Annotated in this window: 24 protein-coding genes and 1 pseudogene; 11 read left to right on the top strand and 14 right to left on the bottom strand. The window is 69.5% G+C overall.

Translation table 11 applies throughout. The annotated features are described in order from the left end of the window. Nucleotides 1-387 precede the first annotated feature (387 nt). Both ACWDUA_RS23385 and ACWDUA_RS23380 read left to right on the top strand, forming a co-directional pair. Nucleotides 388-1068, top strand: coding sequence for a metallophosphoesterase family protein (locus ACWDUA_RS23385; protein WP_449753408.1), 681 nt, complete (start codon nucleotides 388-390; stop codon nucleotides 1066-1068). Then, the gene (locus tag ACWDUA_RS23380; protein ID WP_449753407.1) at nucleotides 1058-1912 is read left to right on the top strand and encodes a chromosome partitioning protein ParB; all 855 of its coding nucleotides are present in this window, start codon (nucleotides 1058-1060) and stop codon (nucleotides 1910-1912) included. Before ACWDUA_RS23385 ends, ACWDUA_RS23380 begins: the two co-directional genes overlap by 11 nt. Before the next feature lie 24 nt (nucleotides 1913-1936). On the opposite strand, the gene ACWDUA_RS23375 is transcribed toward ACWDUA_RS23380, so the two are convergent. The 5 genes from ACWDUA_RS23375 to ACWDUA_RS23355 all read right to left on the bottom strand — a co-directional run bounded on the left by ACWDUA_RS23375 (nucleotide 1937) and on the right by ACWDUA_RS23355 (nucleotide 7545). After that, a complete protein-coding gene (locus ACWDUA_RS23375; protein WP_449753406.1) occupies nucleotides 1937-3106 on the bottom strand; it encodes an ABC transporter ATP-binding protein in 1170 nt (389 codons plus the stop codon). Nucleotides 3107-3111: 5 nt separating this feature from the next. Next, nucleotides 3112-3942 carry a carbohydrate ABC transporter permease gene (locus ACWDUA_RS23370; protein ID WP_449753405.1) on the bottom strand — a complete coding sequence of 277 codons (831 nt, stop codon included), beginning with the start codon at nucleotides 3940-3942 and terminating at the stop codon, nucleotides 3112-3114. Between the two features lie 6 nt (nucleotides 3943-3948). Beyond that, on the bottom strand, nucleotides 3949-5226 hold the full coding sequence (locus ACWDUA_RS23365) for a carbohydrate ABC transporter permease (RefSeq protein ID WP_449753404.1): 1278 nt from the start codon (nucleotides 5224-5226) through the stop codon (nucleotides 3949-3951). Then, nucleotides 5223-6647 (bottom strand): extracellular solute-binding protein, encoded by a 1425-nt coding sequence (locus tag ACWDUA_RS23360; protein ID WP_449753412.1) that lies wholly within the window; start codon nucleotides 6645-6647, stop codon nucleotides 5223-5225. The genes ACWDUA_RS23365 and ACWDUA_RS23360 overlap by 4 nt, the downstream gene beginning before the upstream one ends. 409 nt (nucleotides 6648-7056) lie before the next feature. Then, nucleotides 7057-7545, bottom strand: a complete 489-nt coding sequence (locus ACWDUA_RS23355; RefSeq protein ID WP_449753403.1) for a general stress protein — start codon at nucleotides 7543-7545, stop codon at nucleotides 7057-7059. Nucleotides 7546-7578: 33 nt separating this feature from the next. Between ACWDUA_RS23355 and ACWDUA_RS23350 the strand changes: the two genes are divergently transcribed. The 4 genes and pseudogenes from ACWDUA_RS23350 (at nucleotide 7579) to ACWDUA_RS23335 (ending at nucleotide 12080) form a co-directional block, all read left to right on the top strand. Further along, nucleotides 7579-8859 (top strand): magnesium transporter MgtE N-terminal domain-containing protein, encoded by a 1281-nt coding sequence (locus tag ACWDUA_RS23350; RefSeq protein WP_449753402.1) that lies wholly within the window; start codon nucleotides 7579-7581, stop codon nucleotides 8857-8859. Next, nucleotides 8856-9362: pseudogene (locus tag ACWDUA_RS23345) on the top strand (DUF1003 domain-containing protein); the annotation flags it as partial. The gene ACWDUA_RS23350 and the pseudogene ACWDUA_RS23345, both read left to right, overlap by 4 nt. Nucleotides 9363-9787: 425 nt before the next feature. Further along, nucleotides 9788-10858: a lytic transglycosylase domain-containing protein gene (locus ACWDUA_RS23340; protein ID WP_449753401.1), complete on the top strand. Its 1071-nt coding sequence runs from the start codon at nucleotides 9788-9790 to the stop codon at nucleotides 10856-10858. Nucleotides 10859-10934: 76 nt separating this feature from the next. Next, a complete protein-coding gene (locus ACWDUA_RS23335; RefSeq protein ID WP_449753400.1) occupies nucleotides 10935-12080 on the top strand; it encodes an Mrp/NBP35 family ATP-binding protein in 1146 nt (381 codons plus the stop codon). 88 nt (nucleotides 12081-12168) lie between these two features. On the opposite strand, the gene tatB is transcribed toward ACWDUA_RS23335, so the two are convergent. From tatB to sigE, 4 genes are all read right to left on the bottom strand, one after another. After that, on the bottom strand, nucleotides 12169-12675 hold the full coding sequence (gene tatB, locus ACWDUA_RS23330; protein WP_449753399.1) for a Sec-independent protein translocase protein TatB: 507 nt from the start codon (nucleotides 12673-12675) through the stop codon (nucleotides 12169-12171). Between the two features lie 15 nt (nucleotides 12676-12690). Continuing rightward, on the bottom strand, nucleotides 12691-14376 hold the full coding sequence (locus ACWDUA_RS23325; protein ID WP_449753398.1) for a S1C family serine protease: 1686 nt from the start codon (nucleotides 14374-14376) through the stop codon (nucleotides 12691-12693). Nucleotides 14377-14448: 72 nt separating this feature from the next. After that, complete coding sequence (locus ACWDUA_RS23320; RefSeq protein WP_449753397.1) at nucleotides 14449-15048, bottom strand: hypothetical protein; 600 nt, start codon at nucleotides 15046-15048, stop codon at nucleotides 14449-14451. Between the two features lie 262 nt (nucleotides 15049-15310). Further along, nucleotides 15311-15916 (bottom strand): RNA polymerase sigma factor SigE, encoded by a 606-nt coding sequence (sigE, locus tag ACWDUA_RS23315; RefSeq protein WP_449753396.1) that lies wholly within the window; start codon nucleotides 15914-15916, stop codon nucleotides 15311-15313. Between the two features lie 234 nt (nucleotides 15917-16150). On the opposite strand from sigE, the gene ACWDUA_RS23310 reads away from it, so the two are divergent. Continuing rightward, on the top strand, nucleotides 16151-16816 hold the full coding sequence (locus ACWDUA_RS23310; protein ID WP_449753395.1) for an O-methyltransferase: 666 nt from the start codon (nucleotides 16151-16153) through the stop codon (nucleotides 16814-16816). A gap of 163 nt (nucleotides 16817-16979) precedes the next feature. On the opposite strand, the gene ACWDUA_RS23305 is transcribed toward ACWDUA_RS23310, so the two are convergent. The 3 genes from ACWDUA_RS23305 to rfbD form a co-directional block, all read right to left on the bottom strand. Beyond that, nucleotides 16980-18050 (bottom strand): sugar phosphate nucleotidyltransferase, encoded by a 1071-nt coding sequence (locus tag ACWDUA_RS23305; RefSeq protein WP_449753411.1) that lies wholly within the window; start codon nucleotides 18048-18050, stop codon nucleotides 16980-16982. Nucleotides 18051-18153: 103 nt separating this feature from the next. Continuing rightward, complete coding sequence (locus ACWDUA_RS23300) at nucleotides 18154-19026, bottom strand: glycosyltransferase family 2 protein (RefSeq protein WP_449753394.1); 873 nt, start codon at nucleotides 19024-19026, stop codon at nucleotides 18154-18156. Between the two features lie 42 nt (nucleotides 19027-19068). Then, complete coding sequence (gene rfbD / locus ACWDUA_RS23295; RefSeq protein ID WP_449753410.1) at nucleotides 19069-20037, bottom strand: dTDP-4-dehydrorhamnose reductase; 969 nt, start codon at nucleotides 20035-20037, stop codon at nucleotides 19069-19071. Nucleotides 20038-20427: 390 nt separating this feature from the next. On the opposite strand from rfbD, the gene ACWDUA_RS23290 reads away from it, so the two are divergent. Genes ACWDUA_RS23290 through ACWDUA_RS23275 form a run of 4 tightly spaced genes read left to right on the top strand, consistent with a single transcriptional unit; the run spans nucleotide 20428 to nucleotide 24737 of the window. Further along, nucleotides 20428-22731 carry an LCP family glycopolymer transferase gene (locus tag ACWDUA_RS23290; RefSeq protein WP_449753393.1) on the top strand — a complete coding sequence of 768 codons (2304 nt, stop codon included), beginning with the start codon at nucleotides 20428-20430 and terminating at the stop codon, nucleotides 22729-22731. Continuing rightward, nucleotides 22731-23453 (top strand): TIGR03089 family protein, encoded by a 723-nt coding sequence (locus ACWDUA_RS23285; RefSeq protein WP_449753392.1) that lies wholly within the window; start codon nucleotides 22731-22733, stop codon nucleotides 23451-23453. The genes ACWDUA_RS23290 and ACWDUA_RS23285 overlap by 1 nt, the downstream gene beginning before the upstream one ends. Before the next feature lie 52 nt (nucleotides 23454-23505). Beyond that, nucleotides 23506-23913: a nitroreductase family deazaflavin-dependent oxidoreductase gene (locus tag ACWDUA_RS23280; protein ID WP_449753391.1), complete on the top strand. Its 408-nt coding sequence runs from the start codon at nucleotides 23506-23508 to the stop codon at nucleotides 23911-23913. Beyond that, nucleotides 23910-24737 (top strand): dienelactone hydrolase family protein, encoded by an 828-nt coding sequence (locus ACWDUA_RS23275; protein ID WP_449753390.1) that lies wholly within the window; start codon nucleotides 23910-23912, stop codon nucleotides 24735-24737. The genes ACWDUA_RS23280 and ACWDUA_RS23275 overlap by 4 nt, the downstream gene beginning before the upstream one ends. Nucleotides 24738-24792: 55 nt before the next feature. On the opposite strand, the gene purE is transcribed toward ACWDUA_RS23275, so the two are convergent. Beyond that, nucleotides 24793-25401: a 5-(carboxyamino)imidazole ribonucleotide mutase gene (gene purE / locus ACWDUA_RS23270; RefSeq protein ID WP_449753409.1), complete on the bottom strand. Its 609-nt coding sequence runs from the start codon at nucleotides 25399-25401 to the stop codon at nucleotides 24793-24795. 8 nt (nucleotides 25402-25409) lie between these two features. Next, nucleotides 25410-26690 (bottom strand): 5-(carboxyamino)imidazole ribonucleotide synthase, encoded by a 1281-nt coding sequence (locus ACWDUA_RS23265; protein ID WP_449753389.1) that lies wholly within the window; start codon nucleotides 26688-26690, stop codon nucleotides 25410-25412. Nucleotides 26691-26744: the final 54 nt, after the last annotated feature.

Below are 26744 nucleotides of genomic sequence, written 5' to 3'. Positions count from 1 at the left end.
AACGCACGAGCCTTGACCTCGGGATCAATGTTCTTCGGCATGTGCTCATCCTTCCTGACTCAAAAGGAAGCGGCACGAAACCCCGGGGGATTCACGGCCACCCCAACCCATCAACACTCACGGCCACCCCAACCCATCAACACTGAAGGCCACCCCAACCCATCACCGGTGAGGAGCTCCCCACCCGACCATCAACCACCGATGGCTGAGCCGACGAAAGCACGCCGACGAGACGAGTCGACCCCCCGCCGAGACTTCGACACGGGTCCACGCGATGCGCGGTCCCGGTTCGATCAGCACAGTCCGTGGTTGAGGTGTCACGGGTGTGATGGACGATCATGTTCTGTGCGGAACCGTGATCGGCACGGCGCACGCTAGCCTGGGACCGTGGTGAATGTCCTGGCCGTCGCGGATGAGGTGGTGGACTCGCTCACGCTCGGGCGTGGGCCGGCCGGACGCCCCGACCTCGTCCTGGGCGCCGGTGACCTGCCGTTCGACTACCTCGAGACCCTGTCCACCGTGTTCGATGCACCCTGTGTCTTCGTGCCCGGCAACCACGACCGGGACCTGAGCGGATACCGCCGCGGTCGGACCGGTTGGACGCGAGCCGGGATGCCCGCCACCTCCCCCGGCCCAGCCGGTGCGGTCAATGCCGATGGCCGGACCGTGTCGGTGGCGGGATTGCGGATCAGTGGACTCGGGGGCTGCCCGCGATACAGCGACGGCCCCAATCAGTACACCGAGCCACGACAACGGATGCGGTCCTGGGGGTTGCGGCTGCGCCGGCGCACCGGACATCCGCACATCCTGCTGACCCATGCCCCGGCCCGAGGAGTGGGCGACGCCGACGACCGGCCGCACCGCGGGTTCGCCTGCTATCACGGCCTCGTCGACCATCTGCGGCCGACGCTGCTGATCCACGGTCACGTCCACCCGTACGGCGCGCATCCCGCCGATCGGACCATCGGCCCCGGCACGGTGTCGATGAACGTCGTCGGATACTGCCAGTTCGAGATCGACCCCACCACCGGTGACGTCGAGGTGATGAGGCGCAGACATGGTGCGTGACACCGGCTTTCCCGACGCAGATGCCGAGAACGACTTCCAGCGCATGCGGCGGCATGCAGAACTCGCCCGCCTCACACAGTGGTTCACCCGCCAGCCCGCCGACGTCAACACCATCCTGCCCTTCGACGAGGTGGTGGCCGCGCTCGGCCGCACCGGCGAGACCGCCCTGGGGCTACAACCGGTCGAGGTGAACTCGATTGTCGGAAGCGTCGACCGCACAAAAGATTTCGACCGCTATTTCCGACCGACCTCGTCCCGTATCCGTGAGCGATGGCAACGTCTGGCCGCGGCCCAGCGGCGAGGTGAGTCCATGCCGCCGGTGCGGCTCTACCGGATCGGGACCATGCACTTCGTGATCGACGGGCACCACCGGATCTCGATCGCCATCGCGCGGCATCTGCACACCATCGACGCCTACGTCACCGAGATCCACACGCGTATCTCACCGGAGGGCATCCATGTCGCCGGCGACCTGATCCTCAAGGATCACCGCCGACTGTTCCTCACCCGGGTGCCGTTGCCGGCCGCGCAGGCGGAGGTGATCCGGTTCCGCGATCCGTTCGACTACGCCGAACTCGCCGAATGCGTGGAGGCCTGGGGGTTCCGCGCCGCCCAGGAGATCGGTGAGTTCATCAGCCGCACCGACGTGGCCCGCCGCTGGTTCGGCGAGGAGTTCCTCCCGGTGGTGCGCATGGCCCGTCGCGCGAACGTCCGCCCCGACGTCACCAGCGACGCCGAGCTGTACCTGTGGTTGGCCTGCGAACGCTATCGACTGGTGCGCAAACACATCTGGGACGACGACATCATCGACGAACTGCGCGACCATCCGCCCCGGCGACGCTGAGTGCTGCGGCACCGGGGCCGACGCTCACCGCAGACTCAGGCCCGACTCCTGGTCGAAGACCGCGACCTTGGCCGGATCGAACCACAGTTCGGCCCGCGTCCCCCGTCGCACCTGCGATTCCGGTGACAGTCGCGCGATCATCTGTCCCCCACCGAGATCGGCACCCGACTCCGCCGACAGCTCGGCCAGCGCATCGTTCGCCGAGCGGGCCGACCCGATCGTGAAATAGGCGTAGTTGTCCGAACCCATCGACTCGAGGACCTCGATATCGGCGTCGAAGGTCTCTCCACGCGAAACGGTGTCGGCGTCGAGGAGCGCCGCATCCTCGAGATGTTCGGGACGGATGCCGATCAGTACGTGGCCACTGCTGCGCACCGCCGACGCCTTCCCGGTCACCATCTGGTGGTCATGCAACGGGATGGTGCCGATCGGGGTCGAGATCCCCTGCGCCCCCAACGTTCCGGGCAGGAAGTTCATTGCCGGCGAGCCGATGAACCCCGCCACGAAGACATTCGCCGGCTGGTTGTAGAGCTCCTGCGGCGTCCCGATCTGCTGCACGTACCCCGAACGCATCACCACGACCCGATCACCCAAGGTCATCGCCTCGGTCTGGTCGTGGGTGACATACACCGTCGTGGTACCGAGACGTGCCTGTAGGCGCGCGATCTCGGAGCGCATCTGTACACGGAGCTTGGCATCGAGGTTCGACAGCGGCTCGTCCATCAGGAATGCCTTGGGCGAGCGGACGATCGCCCGGCCCATCGCCACCCGCTGGCGCTGACCACCGGACAGGTTGGCGGGCTTGCGATCCAGATACGGCCCGAGGTCGAGGATGCGCGCGGCCTCGTCGACCTTGGCCCGGACCTCGTCCTTGGGCATCTTGGCGAGGGTGAGCGGAAAGGCGATGTTGTCGCGCACCGTCATGTGCGGGTAGAGGGCGTAGCTCTGGAACACCATCGCGATGTCACGATCCTTGGGAGCCCGCTCGTTGACCCGTTCCCCACCGATGCGCAGCTCGCCGTCGGTGATGTCCTCCAGACCCGCGATCATGTTGAGCGTGGTGGACTTTCCGCAACCGGAGGGTCCGACCAGGATGATGAACTCACCGTCGGCGATCTCGACGTTCACCCCGTGTACCGCGGTCGAACCGTCGGGGTACTGCTTGGTGACATTGTCCAGCACGATCTCTGCCATTGGGGTTATCCCTTCACCGCACCGGAGGTCAGGCCGGCGACGATTCGACGTTGGAAGAAGAGCACGAAGATGATGATCGGAATGGTGATGACGACGGCAGCCGCCGCGATCGACCCGGTCGGTTCCTCGAATTGGGTACTGCCGGTGAAGTTCGCGATCGCCACCGGGGCGGTGATGGCCCGCTCGGTCGACGTCAGGGACAAGGCGAGCAGCAGGTCGTTCCAGGCGAAGATGAACACCAGGATCGCCGCGGTCACCACACCCGGTGCCGCGAGTGGCGCGATCACCTTGCGGAACGCCTGCCACGGCGTGGCCCCGTCCATCTTCGCGGCTTTCTCCAGCTCCCACGGGATCTCGCGGAAGAACGCCGACAGTGTGTAGATCGCCAGCGGCAACGCGAACGTGATGTACGGCAGGATCAGACCGGCCCACGTGTCGAACAACCCGATCCGGCGCTCGATGTTGAACAGCGGGGTGACCAGGGAGATCTGCGGGAACATCGCGATCAACAGGGCCGCGCCGATCAGCAGCCGCTTGCCCGGGAAGTTCAGGCGCGCAACCGCGTAGGCGGCCATGGTGCCGAGGATCACCGCGATCACGGTGGTGATCAACCCGATGCCGATCGAATTGATCAAGGCGCTGGTGAAGGCACTCGTGGAGAAGATGCCGGAGTAGTTCTCCAGGGTCCAGTCACGCGGGAAGAAGCTGCCGTCGGTGACGCTCGACGCCGGCTTGAACGACAGACTGAGGATCCACAGGAGCGGGATGATCGCGTACAGGACGACCAGGATGTTGGCTATCGCCCACCAGAACTTGGACTTCGCGCTGTGTGTCACCGGGCCCTACCTCCCCTCGGAATCGGAACCCGGCGCGGCGGTGCCGAATACCTTGATGAAGATGAACGCGATGATCGCGACGCAGATGAAGATCAGGATCGAGATCGCCGATCCCACACCGAGATTGAACGCCTTGAACAGGTTGTCGTAGCCGAGCATCGAGACCGAATACGTGTTGTTGGAGCCTCGGGTCAGCACGTAGATGTTGTCGAACACGCGGAACGCATCAAGGGTGCGGAACAACAGTGCCACCAGGATCGCCGGCTTCATCAGCGGGAGGATGATCCGCCACAGGCGGGTCCACGCCCCGGCACCGTCGACCTGTGCGGCCTTGAGCAGATCGTCGGGCACCAGTGCCAGGCCCGCCAGCAACAGCAGCGCCATGAACGGGGTGGTCTTCCACACCTCGGCCAGCACGATGATCGCCAGAGACGGCCACTGATGTGTGAGCGGCGCGCTGCCGTCGGGCAGCAGGTTCGCCAGATATCCGGTGCCGGGGGTCCAGGCGTAGTACCAGGAGAACGCCGCGGCGACGGTCACGATGCCGTACGGGATCAGCACCACGGTGCGGATCGTGCCGCGGCCGAACAGGGTTCGGTGCATGACGAGTGCGATCGCCATGCCCAGGACGAACTCGATGATCACCGATACCACCGTGATACCCACGGTGACAGCGAACGCCGTCCACCAGTAGCCGTCGCTCAGCACGGTGCCGTAGTTGGAGAACCAGACGAATTCGCGTTCGCCGGGCGCCGACAGGCTCGCCTTGTTCAGCGACAGCCACACCGCGTAGACGATCGGGTAGCCGGTCACCAGCGCCATCATCAGCACGGCCGGCAGGACCAGCCAGAAGGCCAGTCGCCGTTCGGCTTTCTTGCCCTCGCTCAGCCTCGCCGGCTTCGCCTTCGGCTCGGGCCGCGTGGCGACCACGGTGGCGGCTCCCGCGGGAACCCGTGCTACCGCGCGCGGATCACCCCCGCCCGGATCGCCCACCGGGACGATCGGCGCGGGCCGGGTCACCTTTCCCAGATCCGCCATGGGATCCCCTGTGCCCCGATCTGTCGAGCCCGAATCCCCGGCGTCATCGGGGTCCTTCCAGACCTCCGAGTGAACGGTGGGCCCGAAGGTGTGCGGTTGGGTCACGTCCAGACCGTGGTCGTCCGACGGCCGGCGCCCGGTCCCGGCGTCGGGCATGGAATGCCGTCCGCGGCGCGGGTTGTCGTCGGCCGTGGAATTGTCGCCGGCCGTGGAATTGTCGCCGGTCGTGGGATTGTCACCGGTCATGGGATGAGCCCCTCCCCATTGATCGCCTTGCGGACGGCGTCGGCCAGTTGATCGACGAGCACCTCGGGATCCCAGGCGCCGACAGGCGACAGCTTCGCCTGCACCAGCGTCGAGATCGCCTGGTAGTCGGGTGACTTCGGGCGCGACACCGCGTGGCCGGCCTCCAGTTGCTGCTTGATCAGGTCGCTCATCGGATAGGTCGCCCTGAACTCCTGGTCGTCGTAGAGCGCCCGGTTGACCGGTGGTGTTCCGGCGTTGATCGCGTAGTACTTCTGCGCGGTCTGGCTGGTGATGCACGCCGCCGCCTCGAATGCGAGGTCACGCTGCTTGGATGTGCCGGCCACCGCGATGTTCAGACCGCCGATCGTGCTGCGGGCCTGCATCGTCGGGCTCACCCCGGGATATGCGGCGAAGTCGAACCTCTCCCGGATCTTGGCGTTGATCGGGGCGAGTTGCCGCAGCTGATCAGCGGTCGGCGGGTTGTCCAGACCCGACAGGAAGTCCTGGTACTGACCGAGATCGGTCAGGAAGGGCACGCTGCCCGCGGCGCCGTTCTCGCGGATACCGCTGAACACGAACGGCCAGTTGACCTCATAGATCGCCTTGCCGCTCTCCATGCCGAGTCGCGCCGCTCCCTCGTCGGAGTTGGTGAGCGACGGATCGGCGCCGGGTGCGGTGGCGACCTGCTTCATCACCGTGAGCGCCTTGACCGTCGCGGCGCGGTGTTCGGGAGTGTCGTTGAGCGTCACCTTGTTCGGGTCCCGGGGATCGACGACCTGGCCGCCGGCGCTGGCCAGCACCGAGTTGAACCACACCATCAGACCCTCGTACTGGCGGCCCTGCACCATGATCCAGGTCGGTCCGCCCTTGGCGCCGCTCTTCGCGGCGTCGACCAGCATGCCGTCCCAGGTGGATGCCGGCGCCCGCTGTCCGAGGTCACGCACGATGTCCTTGCGGTACCAGAGCAACTGGGTGTTTGTCCAGATCGGGATCGCATACAGCCGTTGGTGATCGTCGGAGGGCGTGCGCCACAGCGCGGTGTCGAGGGGACCGCCCAGGGTGGACCGGGTGACCTCGGCGGCGCGATCCTCGGGGACCGGCACCAGCCAGCCCGCATCGGCGAACTCGGCGGTCCACACCACGTCCATGCCCATCAGATCCAGACTCTGGTCGTTGCCCGCCAACCGTCGCGCGAGCTGCAGGCGCTGATCGTCGGCACCCTTGGGCAGGGACGTGGTGACGATCCGGTACTCGCCGTTGGACTCGGCGGAACACTTGTCGGCCTGCGCCGCGATCGAATCCGCCCCGTCTGCAGGCGGATACAGATGCAGGACCCCCGCCTCGTAGCCCGAACCACAGGCCGAGACCACCGGAATCGCCACCGCCAGCGCCGCTGCGGCGACGAGTGCCTTTCTCTTCAGCCCCCGAACCGGTTGCCGACTCCGACCAGCAATGCCCGTCCTTCGCCGCACGCAGCCTCCTCGATGTCGTGGACCTCGGGGGCCTGCGTCGAACACACGCCCCCGCGATCGTCTGGAGGTTACGCTAGCCCTACGCGCGTGTGACGATCAACACAATCGGGATGGTCGTGCCATTTCCGACTCCGATCGTGACGTGTCCGTGTTGTTGCATTCGGGGTCGTCGTATCGGGTCGTCGCATCGGGTCGTCGTATCGGGTCGTCGTATCGGGTCGTCGCCGGTCGTGGTGCGGCGGTGGCGTTCTGATCGGGTTCGGGTGTGATCCGGGACCCGCGTCTTCCGGGACCGTTTCCGGCCCCGGTGATCTACGCCCCGGACCTCCCGCGGTCGGGGCTGTCGGGGATGTCGCTGTCAGGGATTGAGACGGGCGAGCATGTCGCGGGCCTTCTCCGCGCTCTTCGGGTCACAGAGCACGTCATAGCGTCCGGCGACGAGCTGCATGGTGGACGCGAAGTCACGCTGACCGCGGGTCGCCGCGTACGGGATGGTGGCCGAGATCAGCCCGAACACGATGCCGCCGACCAGGCCGAAGAGGATGGGCACCAACGGGTTTCCGGTGACGACGAGCGAGACCAGCAGGCCGAAGAACAACCCCAGCCAGGCACCCGAGACGATGCCGCCACCGACCACCTTGCCCCAGGTGAGACGGCCGATCACACGCTCCACCTGCATCAGGTCGACGCCGACGATGGTGACATCCTCGACGGTGAAGTGCTCGTCGGACAGATAGTCCACTGCACGTTGGGCCTCGGCGTAGGTCGTGTACGAACCGATCGGCCAACCCTTCGGTGGGGTCGGCAGACCAGGCGTCTGACGCGACGGCTGCATCGGGTTGCTCACTGTTCGGTCCTCCCGGTCACTACCCTTGCTCTCATGTCTGCGGTGAGCAAGGTGTTCGTGGCCAGGTTAGTCGGATTGGCCGTCCTTGGTCCCGACGGTGAGTCGATCGGTCGTGTCCGCGATGCGGTGATCGCCGTGCGCATGCCCGGCCAGCAACCCCGTGCACTGGGCCTGGCCGTCGAGATGACCACCCGGCGACGCATCTTCGTACCGATGCTGCGGGTCACCTCCATCGAGCCGAGCGCGGTCACGCTCAACACCGGCACGGTCAGTCTGCGCCGTCTACACCTGCGGCCGGGGGAAGCGCTGGCGATCGGTCAGCTGCTCGACACCCGGGTCCGGATCGACGATCCCGACCTCGCCGACCTGGGGAACGTCGACGTGACCGTGGTGGACCTCGGGCTCGAACGCACCCGCACCCGTGACTGGGTGGTGTCGCGTGTCGCCATCCGCCCGGTCCGGCGCGGATTGCGGCGCGGTGAGACGCACGTCGTGGACTGGCGACATGTCCACGGCCTCAACCAGGCTGCGCTCGATCTCCCCGGACAGGGTGTGGCGCTGGCGTTGCTGCAGTTCGAGGGGATGCGTGCCGCCGATGTCGCGAACGCGCTGCGGGAACTGCCCACCAAGAGACGCGACGAGATCGCCGCGGCCCTCGACGACGAACGCCTGGCCGACATCCTGCAGGAGCTGCCGCCCGACGACCAGACCGATCTGCTCGCCCACCTCCACATCGATCGGGCCGTCGACATCCTCGAGGCGATGGACCCCGACGACGCCGCCGACCTCCTCGGCGAACTGCCCGACACCGAGGCCGAGTCGTTCCTGAGCCGGATGGACCCCGAGGAATCCGAGCCGGTGCGTCGGCTGCTGACCCACTCCCCCGACACCGCGGGTGGTCTGATGACCTCCGAGCCGATCATCGTCGACCCGTCGACGACGGTCGCCGAGGCCCTGGCCCGGGTGCGCGACCCCGACATGACCCCGGCCGCGGCCAGCCTGGTGTTCGTCGTGCGGCCGCCGACGTCCACCCCGACCGGCAAGTACCTCGGTTGTGTGCACATGCAGGCGTTGCTACGGGAACCCCCCGCCAACATCGTCGGCGGCATCCTCGACACCGACCTCGCCCATCTGAGCCCGGAGGACTCCCTGGAGACGGTGACCCGCTACTTCGCCACCTACAACCTCGTGTGTGGCCCGGTGGTCGATGACCAGCGACATCTGCTCGGCGCGGTCAGTGTCGACGACCTCCTCGACGAACTGCTGCCGCGTGACTGGCGCGAGACCGAACCCACCGACGAGGTGACACCGTGACCGAATCACGAGGCCGCCGTCTCGACACCCCCCGCGAATCGCGACGACCACGGTTCAACCTCGACTCCGACATCGTCGGCGTCTACAGCGAGCGGATCGCCCGATTCCTGGGCACCGGACGGTATCTGGCCATCCAGACGGTGATCGTGATCGTCTGGATCGCGCTGAACCTGTGGGCGATCGCGATCCGCTGGGACCCGTACCCGTTCATCCTGCTCAACCTGGCGTTCTCCACCCAGGCCGCCTACGCCGCCCCGCTGATCCTGCTGGCCCAGAACCGGCAGGAGAACCGCGACAAGGTGTCGCTGGAGGAAGACCGCATGCGTGCCGCCCAGACCAAGGCCGACACCGAGTTCCTGGCCCGCGAGCTGGCCGCGGTACGACTGGCCGTCGGCGACACCGTGACCCGCGACTATCTGCGCAAAGAGCTCGACGACCTGCTCGACGAGCTGACCGATCGGCTCGCCGCCCGCGCCGAGGGCCTCGATCGACCCGCCGACGGGCACCACCACCACGGTGATGACCGGGAGGGCCGGGCCGATCGGGACCGGACCGAGCGGGGCAGCCGAACCGACCGGGGCAGCCAGATCGAGCAGGGCAGCCAGATCGAGCAGGGCAGCCAGATCGAGCAGGGCAGCGGCGCGCAGCCCAGTACCGGCCAGCGAGATGCAGATGGTGAATCCGGGGTTCCGATCCGCGACAATCGGAGCTGATTGTATGGTGGTCCCCATCGGCCGAGGGTGAGTTGCGCCACGTCGCACCGACCCGCTCGGACCGAGATCGCTCTCACCGGGGGCGGGGGAATCGTGCGATGAAACGTGATGGGGTGTGACGACGTGACAGGGCTGTCTGCAGCGCGAGGGGATGTTGCGGCGCGTGAAGGTCTTGCCGCGCCGGAAGTGTCGGTATCCGGGAATCGGGCCGCCCGATGAGGGCGCCGCGTCTGTTCCGTCGTTCCCGAGGTCCACGCCGCACCGGCCCGGTGTCGCGGCGTGTGGTCACCGTCGGCGCCGGTGGTGCGCTGGTCGCCGCGATGCTGCTCGGGGCCGCCACCTCCAGCGCCCACGAGGCCGTGGTCCCGCTCGCGACCGACGACGCCCCGCGTGCGGTGGCCGATGCCGCCGCCGCCGCCCCGGTCGCCCTACTCGGCTTCGCCCCGCCGGCCGCGCGGCCCGCGCCCGCCACCGCCACGCCACAGCTGCGGCTGGCCGCCGACCTGCCCACGGGCCCGCTCGGCATCCCGGGCGTGGTCCTGCAGGCCTACAAGCTGGCCGCGAACCGGGTGGCCGCCGAGTCACCGACCTGCAAACTCCCCTGGTTCCTGCTCGCCGGTATCGGCCGGATCGAGTCCAATCACGCGAGCAACGGGTCGGTGGACCAGTTCGGCACCACCATCAACCCGATCGCCGGGCCGGTCCTGGACGGGTCGCTGGCCGGCAACGAGGTGATCCACGACACCGACGGTGGCGCCGTCGACGGCGACCCGAAGCACGACCGCGCGATGGGGCCGATGCAGTTCATCCCCAGCACCTGGAAGGCGTGGGGCACCGACGCCAACGGGGACGGCAAGGCCGACCCGAACAACATCTTCGATGCCACCTACTCCGCGGGCCGGTACCTGTGTGCCGGGGTCTCCGACATCATGAGCGACGACCACAAGGTGTCCGCGGTGATGCGCTACAACCATTCACTCGAGTACGCGCGCAACGTGTTGTCGTGGGCGGCGGCCTATGCGACCGGAGTGATGCCGACCAACCCGATCCCCGAGCCGAAACATCCGTCGACGTCGACGTCGACGAGCCCGTCGCGGCCGTCGTCGCGGCCGAGCGGTCCGTCGTCGGCTCCGCCGGTGCCCGGTTCGTCGAGTCCGAGCACTCCGACCCAGCAGTGTTTCGGCCCGGTCTGTCTGCCGCCGGGGATCACCGTGCCGGGGCAGCCTGCGCCCGCGCCGGCACCGTCGCCCAAGCGGATCACACCCACCACCACACCGGCCCGGTGAGCGGGTGCACCGTCTCGCTGTCCGGTCCTGTGACCGCGGATCGGAGCCGTCGTGACCGGCGGCTAGGCTGGTGGGGATGACTACCGGAGTGACCCCCAGTGAATCCGCGGTCCGCGCAGCCCTGTCGAAGGTGTCGGACCCCGAGATCGGCAAGCCCATCACCGATCTGGGCATGGTGAAGTCGATCGACGTCAACGATGACGCCAGCGTCGACGTGACGGTGTACCTGACCACCTCCGGTTGTCCGATGCGGACCGAGATCAGCGGGCGGGTCGAGCGGGCCGTCGCCGACGTCCCCGGGGTCGGAGCCGTGCGCGTGACCCTCGACGTGATGGACGACGCCCAGCGATCCGAGCTCCGCAAGAAGCTGCGCGGCGATTCCGCCGAGCCGGTGATCCCGTTCGCCCAGCCCGGTTCGCTGACCCGCGTGTACGCCGTCGCCTCCGGCAAGGGCGGTGTGGGCAAGTCGTCGGTGACGGTGAACCTGGCGTGCGCCCTCGCCGAGCGCGGCCTGTCGGTGGGTGTGCTCGACGCCGACATCTACGGCCACTCGGTCCCGCGCATGCTGGGCAGCGACGCCAAGCCGACGCAGGTCGAGAAGATGATCATGCCGCCCATCTCGCACGAGGTGAAGTTCATCTCGATCGGCCAGTTCACCAGCGGGAACACACCGGTCACCTGGCGTGGTCCGATGCTGCACCGGGCGCTGCAACAGTTCCTCGCCGACGTCTACTGGGGCGATCTCGATGTGCTGCTGCTCGACCTGCCACCGGGTACCGGTGACGTCGCCATCTCGATCGCACAGCTGATCCCGGGCGCCGAGATCCTGGTGGTCACCACGCCACAGCAGGCGGCAGCCGAGGTGGCCGAGCGGGCCGGCGCGATCGCCCTGCAGACCCGACAGAAGATCCTCGGCGTGGTCGAGAACATGTCCTGGATGGAACTTCCCGACGGCACCCGGATGGAACCGTTCGGGTCCGGCGGCGGCGCGACCGTCGCCGACCGGCTCACCCGGATGGTCGGCGCGAACGTCGATCTCCTCGGCCAGATCCCACTCGAGACGGCGCTACGCGAGGGCGGTGATGCCGGGCAGCCGGTGGTGCTGTCGGCGCCGGAGTCCGCGTCGGGGTCGGCATTGCGGGCGATCGCCGAGAAGCTCGCCGTGCGGCGTCGCGGACTGGCCGGCATGAGCCTGGGCATCGACACCACACGCCACGCCTGATGCCGCGTGGCCGTACACCGTGGTGATTCCAGGACGGTGTTCGGTCACACGTCGATCAGATCAGCTCACCGACGACGGGCGACCGACCTCAGGTCGCGTCCCAGTCGGTGATGTGGTGACTCCCCTTCGCCGGGGTGTGCGCAGGATCGGCGACCGCCGGTGACGACACCGGCGGCACCACGTCGGTGCGCTTCGTGAGCGACGGTCCGGTGTCGGCGGCCGGCTCGGGCGGGGTCGGCACCGGGGATGACACGGGTTTGACCGGTGGGATCTCGGTGGCCGACCTCAGCGACGACGCGGCGTCGCTGAAGGTGTTGAGCACCGAGTCGTCACCGTTCAACAGATGTTTGGTGACCAGCGCCGTGGGGGTCATTCCGCGCAGTTCGTTGAGGTCCGACAGCGGCTTGCGAAGGTCGTCGAACTCCGGTCCCAGCTCGTTCTTGAGCTGGTCGCTCGCGCCGGTGGCGTAGTCACGGACCTTGCGGATCGACTGCATGGTCCAGCTGATCGCTCCGGGGAGTCGTTCGGGTCCCAGGATGATGAGACCGGCGGCGATCAGCACGACGATCTCGCCCCAGCCGATACTGCTGAACATTCCGCGTTTCCTGACTCAGTCGCTGGCCGGGGTGATCGAGCCGTCGAAGGTGCGACCGTCCCGCCAATAGGTGAACGTGACCGGCTCACCGATCTTCGCGGTCCGCACGGCCACCGTCAATTCGTCGGCGCTCTCGATGGACCGTCCGCCGAACGAGGTGATCACGTCGTTCTCGCGGAGCCCGGCCTTCGCCCCCGGACCGCCGTCGACGACGTTGCGGATCTGCGCGCCGAGCACGCGGTCGTTGCGGACCGAGCTGGCGTTGACGCCGATCTGCGGGTGGTTGACCTTCCCGTCCTTGATCAGTGCCTGTGCGATCGGGACGGCCTGGTCGATCGGGATGGCGAATCCGAGGCCGATCGATCCCCCGCCGGGCACCAGGCCTGCGGTGTTGATCCCGACCACCTTGGCATCGCTGTCGACCAGCGGCCCACCGGAGTTGCCCGGGTTGATCGCGGCGTCGGTCTGGATGGCGTCGATCACCGCGTCGGTGTCGGACTCGGAGTCGGGTCGCAGCGGCACCGCGCGATGCAGGGCGCTGACGATCCCGCTGGTGACGGTGCGGTCGAGGCCCAGCGGTGAGCCGAACGCGATGACCTCCTCACCGATCTGCAGGTCATCGGAGTTGCCGAGGTTCGCCACGGTGAGGTTGGCGACGTTGTCGACCTTGAGTACTGCGAGGTCGGTGCGCGGGTCACGGCCGGCGATGCGTGCGGTCACCCGGTTGCGGTCGAAGAAGACCACCTCGAGTTTGGCGTTGCGGTCGTTCGCGGCCATCGAGATGACGTGGTTGTTGGTCAGGATGTAGCCCTCGCGGTCGATCACGAAACCCGACCCGGTGGCGTAGGCACTGCTCGTGCGGACGTCGATCGCGACGACCGATCGTTCGACGGCCTGGGCGACACGCGCGACCGAGGAGCGTGCGGTGGTGTCGTCGTTCTTGCCCGGGGTCGACAGTTCGACGGTGTCGCTGTTGAGCGGCGCGGCCACCTCCGCGGTGAATCGACCCATCAGGCCGCCGACCACCCCGATCAGCAGGGCGATCACCACAAGGGTGGCCAGCGCGTGCCAGGCGATGCGATTGCCGAACAGGACGTCACGGATCCCCAGCTTGGGTCCGGGGGTGGTGGGTGCGACGGTCCCGGTCGACATCGCCGGCCTGGTCAGCGACGCCATGCTCTCCGGGTCGCGCCATGGGTCGGCGGGTGGTTCGGGCTCGTCGATCTCCCCGTAGGTCGCGAGCGGGTCACGCTGCAGCGTCTCGTCGCTGCCCTCGGGACGTCCGAAGGCCTCGGCGAGTACCGGATCGGGGGCCGCGATCTGCGGTTGCGGGGCGTCGGCGCCGCGGGCATCCGGTGCGAAGGAGCCGGAGACCCCGGTGGGCCGGCCGAAGACCTGGGCGGTGCCGGGCGACACCGGTGCGTGGCGCGCCGCGGGACCGGGAGCCGGGGTTGCCGGCGCAGTTGTGACCGGCGCAGTTGTGACCGGCGCAGTTGTGACCGGCGCAGTTGTGACCGGCGCAGTTGTGACCGGCGCAGTGGTCGCCGGAGCAGGGGCGGCCGGACCGGCCGGGACCGAATCCGCGGTGGGGACACCCGCCCGGGGGGTGCGGTGCTCGACGGTGGGCTGGTCCTGCACCGCATGCCCGGACGTCGTACGCCGACCGGGCGTGGCCGGGGTGGCCGGGTATTCTGCGGTCACGTCATCGACGCCGTCGGGCGCAGGGGTCGACGGAGTGGTCGGCGGCTGGGCCGTGCGATCGAAATCCACGTCTCAGCGGCCCCGCCACCGATTCATCCGCCCCCGGGTGACCGGCGGCGTGCCGGGCAGGTCCGTGGGGCCGTCGGCACGACGGCCCTCGCCCGCACGACCGCGGACGGCCTCGTCCGGGAGAGCGGGGTCACCGTGGGCGCCGGCCTGGCCACGAGCACGTGCGGCCTGATCGCGCATGTCTCGGGCGGCCTGCTCCCGCATGTCGAACTCGCGGGTCGGGATCTGGCTGAGCTGGCCGAGCAGACCGGTGGGGATCGACACCGTCCCCGACGACCGCAGACGCGCACGTGCGGCGGTCTGGGCGTCGACGGCGGCGACACACTCCGGACACAGCGCGAGATGGTGGGTGGCCCGCATGTGGGCCGTCATGCCGAGTTCGCCGTCGACGAAGGCCGCGACCGCCTCCGGGGCGAGGTGCTCGGTGGGGGCGAACCGACGATCGCCGGGACCGGCGGGTCGTCGGATCGGAGCGAAGGAGGATCGTGCGGGACTCCAGGAGGAGGTGTTCCACACCGATCGGCGGCGGCGCATGCTCTCCGCGGACTCCTGGTGGTCGGTCATGTCACCGGCATCGGGTTGCCGTCGTGGGCCGTCCATCATCGTTTCGCCTTCACCCCTTTCGACACATACCGATCCGCTGCGCGTGTGTGCCGTTCGGGCCTGGGCCCTGACAGCGGCATCGCTGCGACCACGGTACGCGTGTTCCGCGTCGTCGTGGTCGACGCTTCAGCCTATCCGACATCCTCAACGACCGGTGGCGCTGTGGGGTTCCCGTCTCCGGGACATCCCCGTATCCGATCGCATCCGGTATCGGGGTGGCCGCTGCCTCGGTCGCCCACAGACTCAGGGCCCGCCGACAGACTCAGCGCCCGACCGCGACCGAGCGCCGGTCGGTGTGACCGTTCGCCTGGAGATGGTCACGGATGGTCTGTCGCCCACGGTGGATGCGGCTCCGCACGGTGCCGAGCTTGACCCCGAGCGTGGTGGCGATCTCCTCGTAGGACAGGCCCTCGATGTCACACAAGACGACGGCGGCACGGAACTCCGGGCTGAGCGAGTCGAGTGCGGCCTGGAGATCGGCGTCGAGGTTCGCGTCGGCGTAGGCCTGCTCGGGATCGGGGGTGTCGCCGGGGACCCGGTCGTACTCCTCGGGCAACGCCTCCATGCGGATCTTGTTGCGACGACGGACCATGTCGAGGAACAGGTTGGTGGTGATGCGGTGCAGCCACCCCTCGAAGGTTCCGGGACGGTAGTTCGACAGCGAGCGGAACACGCGGATGAAGGTCTCCTGGGTGAGATCCTCGGCGTCGTGCTGATTGCCCGACAGGCGGTACGCGAGCCGGTACACACGATCGGCATGCTCACGAACCAGTTCATCCCAGGAGGGCATGAACATCTCGTTTCCGGTGGCGTCGAATCCCGCCGTCCCGGTGGGGACCGTCTCGGTGGACGCCTCGAGCTCTGTCATCGTCGGTGGCCGGTTCCTTCCTCGCAACCCGTCATCACGCTGGCTCGCGTTCAGTATGTCGAACCTCATCCGCGTCGTCGATATTCCGACAGTCGCGGACCTCGTCGGCGTTCACCTTTCCGTATCGCCGTGTGGTCGCCGTATGAGACACCTGAGCTTTGTCTGAGGAACCCGGCGCCGACTCACGGGCGTGCCGGTCACCGGCGCAGACGGGTGTCGGCATAACCTCAGTGGATGACCGACGAACGGCCGACAGATCCCGGCACGGCAGACCCCCGCACCGCACTGATCGACTACGCCGAGTCCGCCATCGTCGAGGACGACGCGCTGCTCACCGCCCGTGACCGGGCCGCCGAACTCGGCACCGACCCGGTCTCCCCCGCCGTCGGCGCGCTGCTGGCGCTGCTGGCCCGCTCGACCCGGGCGCGCGCGGTCGCCGAGATCGGCACCGGGACCGGGGTGAGTGGTCTGTGGCTGCTCGCCGGGATGGCCGCCGACGGCGTGCTCACCACGATCGACCCGGAACCCGAGCATCACCGTGCGGCCCGGATGTCGTTCTCCGGCGCCGACATCGCGCCCGGCCGCACCCGGCTGATCAACGGCACCCCGCACGAGGTTCTGCCACGGCTTTCCGACGAGTCCTACGACATCGTCTTCATCGACGGACCGCGGTTGGACATGCCCGCCTTCGTCGCCGAGGGCATCCGCATGTTGCGGGCCGGTGGGGTCCTGGTGATCCACCACGCGGCCGCGTCCGGCGCCGTCGCCGATCCGTCGCGTACCGACCCGATCACCGCGGCGGCCCGGGAGGCGGCGCTGCTGGTCGCCGACGACGACCGGCTGCTGCCGGTGGTGATCCCGCTGGGCACCGGGGTGCTCGCGGCCGCGAAGGCCCGCTGACCGGCACCCGACGGACATACGTGGGCGGCAACACCCGCGTACGGCACCTCGACCAATCCGCCCACCGACCGGTATCACCGGACCGTGGGCGGATGTCGGGCGGGCAGCCGGCGGCTTGCCGGAGAGCGGCCGCCGGAGAATGACCTCCGGAAAATGACCTCCGTCAGACGTCGGTGGAGAACCGCAGTCCACCGTCGGGGATCTGGACGCCGGGCCACACCCGCGCGCCGCGGAGCAGCTCGCAGCGGGCGCCCACCTCGGCACCGTCCCCGATGACCGTGTCGCGGATCAGGGCGCGCGGACCGATCCGGGCACCGGAACCGATGATGGACCGCTCCACCACAGCGCCTGCCTCGACCACCGCGCCGTCGAAGATCACCGCACCGTCCAGACGTGCCCGCGGACCGATCTCGGCGCCGCGACCGACGACGGTGCCGCCGATCAGCACCGCACCGGGCGCGACCCCGGCGCCCTCGTGCACCAGCGACTCGCCGTGCCGGTCACCGAGGGCCGGCGACGGCGCGATCCCGCGGACCAGGTCGGCCGAACCGCGGACGAAGTCCTCGGGGGTGCCCATGTCACGCCAGTACGCCTGGTCGACGTAGGCCTGCACGTGGCGGCCCTCGGCGAGCAGCCGCGGGAACACCTCACGCTCCACCGACACCTCGCGACCCGCCGGGATCTCCTCGATCACCGCGCGGTCGAACACATAGGTTCCGGCGTTGATCTGGTCCGTCGGCGGGTCCTGGGTCTTCTCCAGGAATGCGGTGACGCGACCGTTCTCGTCGGTGGGCACCGATCCGAACGCGCGCGGATCGCTGACCCGCACCAGATGCAGGGTGACGTCGGCGCCCGTCTCGCGGTGGGTGGCCACCACGTTGCGCACATCGGTCCCGCCGAGCACGTCACCGTTGAACACGACGATCGTCGAGGCGGTGAGCTCGTCGAGCACGTTGCGGATGCCGCCACCGGTCCCGAGCGGCTCCTCCTCGGTGACATAACGCAGGGTGAGGTCCAGCTTGGACCCGTCCCCGTAGTACTCGGAGAACACGTGCGCCTTGAACGAGGTTCCGAGCACCACGTCCTTGATGCCCGACGCCCCGATCCGGGACAGCAGGTGCGTCAGGAACGGCAGACCCGCGGTCGGCAGCATCGGCTTGGGTGCCGAGAGGGTGAGCGGGCGCAGCCGGGTGCCCTTACCACCCACCAGGACCACCGCTTGCACATCGGACATGTCGATGTCGGGAACATCGGCCGCGGGTTGGCCGTGGCCGCCCACCGAGAAGAACGTCATGGTGTCTCCTTATGGATGAGGTACTGGTCGAATTGTGGCCGGTTCAGGCGTCGGCCGCAGCGGAGCGTCGGGCGGCGCGCACCGCGAGGCGGCACCGGATGGCGAGACCGATCCGCAGGGCCAGCCGGATCGGGGCGCGCAGGACCCCGGGGTTGCGGTCGGCCTGGAATCGGTAGGCGCTCTGGTGATGCGCCGGGAGCATGGTCTCGGGCCGCTTGTCGGCGGTGTGCCCCTTGGCGTGGGTGACCTCGGCACCCGGGATGTAGACGTTGAGCCAGCCGGCGCGGCCGAGGCGGTCGCCGAGGTCGACGTCCTCCATGTACATGAAGTAGCGGTCGTCGAATCCGCCGATCGCGTCGAAGGCCTCGCGGCGCACGAGCAGGCACGAGCCGGACAACCAGCCGACCGGGCGTTCGCTGGGTGCGACGTCGTCGGCACGGTAGGCCGCCGACCACGGATTGGACTTCCACACCGTCCCGAGCAGGGCGTGTCCGGTACCGGACACGAGATCGGGGACACGGCGCGCCGACGGGTAGACCGAGCCGTCGGGTTCGCGGATCAGGGGGCCCAACGAGCCCGCGCGCGGCCAGCGGGAGGCCGCGGCGACGAGTTCGTCGATCGCGCCGGGCGACCACTCGACGTCGGGGTTGGCGATCACGATGAACTCCACGTCGTCGTCGAGTTCGCGGACCGCCCGGTTGATCGCGCCGCCGTAGCCGAGATTGCCGCCGGTGTGGACCAGCGTCACGTTGTCGTGCTCACGGTCGGCGGCCTCCGGGGCACCGTCGCCGGAGCCGTTGTCGGCGATGATCACCGGCGGTGGCGACGATGTGGCGTGCACCAGGCTGTCGAGGAAGGTGCGCAGGTGGTCACCGGACCAGTAGGTCACCGTCACCACGGCCAGCTTCGAAGTCACCGGGTCAGCCTAGCCAATCGGACACCGGCCACCGTCGGCTCGTCATTGCGCGTCGCCGGAGACGAGGGTGTCCTCGATCACGGACGTGTCGTCGGTCACCGGCAACCCCGATACCGCGGCGTGCAGGGCCACCCGCCAGTCCCGCAGTGGCGTGAGGCCGGCCGCCGCCCAGGATGCCGGGGACAGCACCGAGTACGCCGGTCGCGGGGCCGGCCGTGGGAACTCGTCGGTGGTGCAGGGCCGCACGCGGGTCGGATCGGCGCCGAGCTCGGCGAACACCGCCCGCGACACCTCGCACCAGGTGACCGCGCCGGCGTTGGTGGCGTGCAGGATCTCCCCCGCACCCGTATCCGCCCGCGGGCCCCGGCGGGCCAACTCCCACAGCCCGTCGGCCAGGTCGACCGCATAGGTCGGCGATCCCGTCTGGTCGTCGACGACGGTGATGGTGTCGCGGGCGGCCTCCAGCCGACGCATGGTGCCCACGAAGTCGGGGCTGTCGGGGCCGCCGGTGTACACCCATGCGGTGCGCACCACTGTGGTCGACACCGCGGCGAGGATGGCGGCCCGCTCGCCGGCGAGTTTGGTGGCGCCGTAGACGGTCGGCGAGGTGGCCACGGACTCGCTGTCGGCGGGTTCGTAGGGGGTCGTCCGGGGCGGGGCACCGGTCCCGCCGGATCCGGCGGCGGGGCCGTCGAAGACGTAGTCGGTGGAGACGTGGATCAGCCACGCCCCGGCGGCGTCGGCGGTGGCGGCGAGGTGGGCGGGTCCGTCGGTGTTGACCGCAGCGGCCCGCCCGGGTTCTTCCTCGGCCTTGTCGACAGCGGTGTAGGCAGAGGCATTGATCACGACGTCACCGGCGGCGAGTCCGGCGAGGGCTGCACGCACCGAGGCGACATCGGTGACGTCGACATCGGCCGATGTCAGGGTGCGCACGGCGATCCCGTCCGGGGCCCGGCGGGCCAGTGCGGCGCCGAGCTGGCCGGCGGCGCCGACGATCCAGACCGTGCCCATGTCGCGGGCCACCGAATCACCCGATGCCACCGAATCGCCCGGGGCCGCCGCATCGCCCGGGGCCGCCGCATCACCTGACGTCACCGAATCACCTGATGTCGTGTCCCTGTGTGCCATGGCGCCATCGTGCCCCACGCGAGGGTCGTCTGCCATGTCGGTCGTCACGGACAGATCGCCCACCGCAGACCATCCGCGAACGGGTCGCGGCAACCGGTTCGTGACGGATGACTCGGCCCGCCCCCGGCGTTGCGCCCCCGAGTTCACCATCAGATTCAGTAACCTTGCGACTGCAAACCACATCAGGCACGTCCAGCACTCGAGTCACAGAGGCCCCAGTACAGCGGTCCCGGACGGACGCCGCCGAGAGACGACGGAGAAGGAAGACCACACGTGGAGTCCCGCCCCGACGGCGCGCGCCGACGGCCGACCCGGCCGAGTGGTGACGTGGAACCCCGCCCCGACGGCGCCCGACGAGGGCCGAGCGGCGACGACACCCGGTCGCGTCGGGTTCGCCCGGAGGCCCCGGATGCGCGGGATCCGCGTCCGCGCCACGCCGACGACTCGCACGGGCAGGCACGTGCCGAGACCCGACCGGACGGCCCCCGACCGGACGGCCAGAGCCCTCGGCGGCGCGCCCGTCCCGAGTCGGTACCACCCCGCCACGATGCGCCGCGTCGGCGGCCGGCTCCCGGCACCGACGGCACCGGCCGTGACGAGGCGCCCCGACCGGGACCGCGGCAACGCTCCTCCGGCGAGATCCACACCCGTGACGCCGAGGCGTCGGCCGAGCCACGCGCGCCCCGCAGGCGTCCCTCGGGTGAGCGTCCGGCGGGCGAGCGGCCCGCACGGCGTCGCCCGGCCGAGCAGACGTCCGACGGCCCGCGGGCAGGCCGGAAGCGCCCCACCGCCGACACCGCGGCGCGCAAACGCACCCCGGACCGGCCCACCGAAGCCCGACCCACCGAAGCCCGACCCACCGAAGCCCGACCCACCGAAGACCGGCGTACCGAAGACCGGCGTACCGAAGACGCGGACCGGGCGGGACAGCGCCCGGCACGAGGACGTCCATCGTCCCGACGGCGCCCCGCAGGAGACGCCACCGCCGGGGATGTCACCGCCGGGAAGCGGCGCGCCCCGCGCCCCGACACACCCGCGGAGAAGACACGCCCGGAGACCGCCCCGGGGCCGGCCGCCGCACCCGGCACCGCCGACACCGAATCCACCACCGATTCCCCGCCACCACGGCGACGGGGCCGGATGGCCGGGCTCTCCGGCGGTCGGCTCGGTCGCGGACTCGTCGCCCTGGTCTCGGTCGCCGTACTGCTGGGCACCGGCTACGTGTGGCGTTCGGTCGACAATCTCGACTCCGACATCACCCGCCTGGCCGGACTCGGCCTCGGTAACGGCAGCGACGGTGCCGTCGACATCCTGCTCGTCGGCACCGATTCCCGCGCCGACGCCAAGGGCAACCCGCTGACCCCGCAGGAGCTGCGGATGCTCAAGGCGGGCGACGAGGTCGCCACCAACACCGACACCATCCTGCTGATCCGCGTGCCGAACGACGGGTCGTCGGCGACGGCCATCTCGATCCCCCGCGACTCCTACGTCGACGTACCGGGGATCGGCAGGACCAAGATCAACGCCGCCTATGGCGCCACCCGGGAATCGGTGCGGCGCAAGGCCGTCGAGTCGGGTACCGACGAGGCCGACGCAGAGCGGGAGGGCACCGGGGCCGGACGCAAGGCCCTGATCGACACCGTCGCCGGACTGACCGGCGTCGAGGTCGATCACTACGCCGAGGTCGGCCTGCTCGGTTTCGTCCTGCTCACCAACGCCGTCGGCGGCGTGGACGTCTGCCTGAAGAATCCGGTGAACGAGCCGATGTCGGGGGCCAGGTTCAAGGCCGGACGTCAGACCCTGAACGGTTCGCAGGCCCTGAGCTTCGTCCGTCAGCGTCACGAGCTACCGCGTGGCGACCTCGACCGCATCACGCGCCAGCAGGTGTACATGGCCTCGTTGACCCAGAAGATCCTGTCGGCGGGCACGCTCACCGACCCGGGCAAGCTGAACGAACTGCAGAACGCGGTGTCCCGCTCGGTCATCATCGACGACGACTGGGATGTGCTCACCTTCGTCGAACAGCTCAAGGACCTCAGCGGCGGACGGGTCAAGTTCGCCACCATCCCGGTGCTCGACGACCACGGGTGGAGCGAAGACGGCCAGCAGAGTGTGGTGACCGTCGACCCGACGCAGGTGAAGGCCTTCACATCCAACCTGCTCGACCCGTCCCGGAACACCGGGCGCGGCGAGTACACCGTCGACGTGGTGAACGCCGGCACCGTGGACGGCCTGGCGGCCAACGTATCCGGCCTCCTGACCGCGAAGGGCTACCAGGCGGGCGCAACCTCGTCGACGCCCACCAACGACCGTGATTCGGTGGTCTATGCCCGAGAAGCCGACGACCCGGGTGCCCGGCTGCTCGCGAAGGATCTCGGCGGGCTGACCGTGCGGGCCGACCCGTCGATGCCGGAGAACCGGATCCGTGCCGTGCTGACCAACACCTACGATGGGACCGGCTCGGTGTCGGACGTGGGTGCGAACTCCCCCGACACCTCGGACCAGGCCAGTACCCCGGCCGCCGCCAACCGGGCGGCGATCACCGCCAACTCCGACGGTCCGACCTGTGTGAACTGATGACGACTTCCGAGAAGACCCTCACCGCCGCGGTGTTCGACGCCGTGGACGACCACTCCCGCCCGGCCCTCACGTTCTACGACGACGCCACCGGCGAACGCACCGAACTCAGTTGGGCCACCCTCGGCAACTGGGCCGCCAAGACCGCCAATTTCCTTGTCACCGAGCTGGGTTCGGCGCCCGGTGACGACGTGGTGGTGGATCTGCCGGAACACTGGCAGACCGCGGGCATCCTGCTCGGGGCGTGGTGGGCCGGCGCCCACGTGCATGTGCCGGGCGACGGGGAACTCCCGGACATGCCGATCGCGGTGTTCACCTCCGCCGAGCGTGTCGACGCCCACCCCGATGCCGAGGAACTGCTGGTGGCCCCGCTCGATCCCTTTGCGTTGCCGGTCAAGGGACTTCCGCCCGGGGTGTCCGACTTCGGGTCCCGGGTGCGGGTGCACGGCGATCAGATGCGTGGTCCACGCTACGACGGACCGGCACTCGGCGGTGTCGCGGGAGCCGCCGTTCTGACGCAGGCACGGTCGGCGGCCGACGCCGCCGGGATCGAGTCCGGTGGCCGGGTGCTGTCGACACGGGAGTGGCGGTCGGCCGCCGGGATCATCGCCAATCTGCTCGGGCCCCTGTCGACGGGCACCGGACTCGTGTGGGTCGCCCACCCGGCGGGTGCCCAGGATCGCCGGGCCGAGACCGAACGCGCAGTCCTGCTGCCCGACTGACGTTCTCGCCGACGAGGCGCGACGTCCGGCGGGATCGGGCAGAGTAGGGGCCATGCAACTGCCTGCCGCGCTCGCCAGGTCGAACAAGTACGCCGTCAACCGCGTCCAAGGACTGTGGGCCCCGTACCTCACGCCCTGGGCCGTCGTCGAACACACCGGCCGCCGGTCCGGGACGTCGTACCACTGCCCGGTGCTCGCGTGGGCCGACGACGACCGGCTCGGGATCGTTCTCGCCTACGGTCGTGACACCGACTGGGTGCGCAACGTGCTGGCCGCGGGTGGCTGCGGGATCAGGCGTCGAGGACACCATCGGCACCTGGTGAGGCCGCGGATCATCCCCGCCGACTCCCCCGATCTCCCCTTCGGCGCCCGGCTGGCCGGCCGCCCTTTCGAATGGGCGCTGATGGGTACCCTCGACGAGGCGCGGCCCGGCACACATGCCGGGGAGACGCACGCATGAGCGACGACCGTCTCGACGACTTCACCGCCGAGGACGCCACCCATCTGGGCGTCACCCGCCGGGTGTATCGCAAGGGTGCGGGGCCCGCGGTGATCGTGATCGCCGAGATGCCCGGGATCACCCCGGCGGTCGCCGATTTCGCGCGCCGCGTCGCCGATCTCGGTGCCACCGCGGTGATGCCGTCACTGTTCGGCACCGACGGCAAGGACGTCTACGGCGGCAACCCGGTGGGCGCCGCGGTGTCGACGGCGGCCACGATCGCGCGGGCGTGCGTCAGCCGTGAGTTCTCGATCCTGGCGCTCGGCAGGTCGTCGCCGGTCACCCGATGGTTGCGGGCGCTTGCCGCCACCGAGCACGAGCGGTGTGGCGGACCGGGTGTCGGCGCGGTCGGCATGTGCTTCACCGGCGGCTTCGCCCTGGCCATGGCCGCCGACGACCGACTCCTGGCACCGGTGCTGGCGCAGCCGTCCCTGCCGTTCGCCGTCACCGGCCGGCACCGACGGTCGATCGACATCGGTGCCGACGACCTCGCCGCGGTGCAGGCCCGCTGCGCCAGGGGACTTCAGGTGATGGGCCTGCGTTTCGAGGGCGACCTCATGTCGCCGGCGTCGCGGTTCCGCGCGCTCGAGGAACTGCTCGGCGACGCCTTCATCGGCATCGAGTTGCCCGACGCCACGGCCAACCCGGATTCGCCACTGCCCAAGCCACATTCGACGCTCACCGTCGACCTCGTGGACGAACCCGGCCAGCCCACCCGGGAGGCCCTCGACCAGGTACTCGACTTCCTGCGACGACGCCTCGAGATCAGTACGCCGCACCCCTGACCGACCCGCACACCACCCGACCGACACCGCGGATCCCGCCGACAGGCCGCGCGCCCTAGTCGCCCAACAGCTTCTGGCGCAGGGCGGCGTCCTTCTCGAGCACCATCTGCTCGAGGCCACGCTGGAAGCTCAGCATGCGGGCCCGCAGTGCGGGATCGGCGGCTCCCAGGATCCGGACCGCCAGCAGGCCGGCGTTGCGGGCCCCGCCGACCGACACGGTCGCGACCGGGACACCGGCAGGCATCTGCACGATCGACAGCAGCGAGTCGAGTCCGTCGAGGTGACGCAGCGGCACCGGCACACCGATCACCGGCAGCGGGGTGGCTGCGGCGACCATGCCCGGTAGGTGGGCGGCGCCACCGGCACCGGCGATGATCACCTCGATACCGTTGTCGGCGGCGGCGGTGGCGTAGTCGAGCATCCGCTGGGGGGTGCGGTGCGCCGACACCACTCCCACCTCGAACGGGATGTCGAACTCGGCGAGCGCCTCGGCGGCCAGTTGCATCGTGGGCCAGTCGGAATCGCTGCCCATGATCAGGCCGACCCGGGCCTTCAACACGTGCTCGGTCGCCTTCTCCGCCGCGTCGGCGCCGGCCGGCCGGCTCGTGGTGTCTGCCCCGTCCGCGGTGTCCGCCCCGGCCGTGTTGCTCGCGCTGTCAGTGATCCCGGGCATCAGTGCCCCTCCCATCCATCCGTCCACACCGCCGTGGACATCCAGTGCGCGGCGCGTTCGGCACGTTCGCGCACCGAGGCGAGGTCTTCGCCACCGGCTCCGACGATATTGACATGCCCGATCTTGCGGTCCGGCCGCTCCCCCTTCCCGTACAGGTGCACCTTCGCATCCGGGATGCGAGCCATCAGGTGATGCAGGCGCTCGTCCATCGACATCTGCGGTGCGGTGTCGGCACCGAGGACGTTCGCCATCACAGTCACCGCCGACCGCGGCGCGGTGTCCCCGAGGGGATAGTCGAGCACCGCCCGCAGATGCTGTTCGAACTGCGAGGTGACCGCACCGTCCATGGTCCAGTGCCCACTGTTGTGCGGGCGCATCGCGAGCTCGTTGACGAGCAGTTCGCCGTCGACCGTCTCGAACAGTTCCATCGCCATCACACCCACGACGCCGAGTTCGTCGGCCAGCCGCAGTGCCATCTGCTGGGCCTGGGCGGCCAGCTCCGGGTCGAGTTCGGGGGCCGGGGCGAGCACCACCGCGCACTGACCCTTGCGCTGGACGGTCTCCACCACCGGCCACGCGGCGCCCTGACCGAACGGCGAGCGGGCGATCATCGCCGACAGCTCGCGGCGCATCGTCACCTTCTGTTCGGCGATCAGGTCCACTCCGGTGTCGAACTGCGCGTCGAAGACGGCCACCGCGGCGTCGCGATCGTCGACGATCCACACGCCACGTCCGTCGTAGCCGCCACGGATCGCCTTGAGCACGATCGACCAGTCGTGCCGGTCACCGAACTCGATCAGCCGTCCGCGGGCCAGTCCCAGGTCCCCGGAGAGGTCGGCGTAGTCGGGCACCGGCAGTCCCAGCTCCGACAGCCGCAACCGCATGGCGCGCTTGTCCTGGGCGTACTGCAGGGCCTTCGACGGCGGCAGCACCGAGACGCCCTCGGCCTCCAAGGTCTGCAGATGCGACAACGGCACACCCTCGTGATCGAAGGTCAGGGCCACCGATCCCCGGGCCGCGGCGCGCAGGTCGTCGATGTCGTCGTGTGAACCGAGCACGACGTCGGCGCTCACCCGGGCGGCCGGGTCATCCGCGCTGCCGGCGAGCACCCGAAGACACTGGCCGAGTGCGATCGCGGCCTGATGCGTCATCCGGGCGAGCTGGCCGCCACCGATCATGGTGACGGTCGGCATGGCCGCACCACCGGACCGGTCGTGCGGGGGTGCGGGGATGCGGGGTTCGGCGCCGGGCGCGCCGTCAGGCGAAGTCACGCGATCCATCGTGGCATGCCCGGCATGTCGGGCGCATGACCGACCGCGGTGGAGTTACCGGCC

The sequence above is a fragment of the Gordonia sp. NPDC003376 genome, assembly GCF_053589235.1.
The sequence above is the reverse complement of the archived record's forward strand: the minus strand, read 5'-3'. Positions and strand labels throughout refer to the sequence as shown.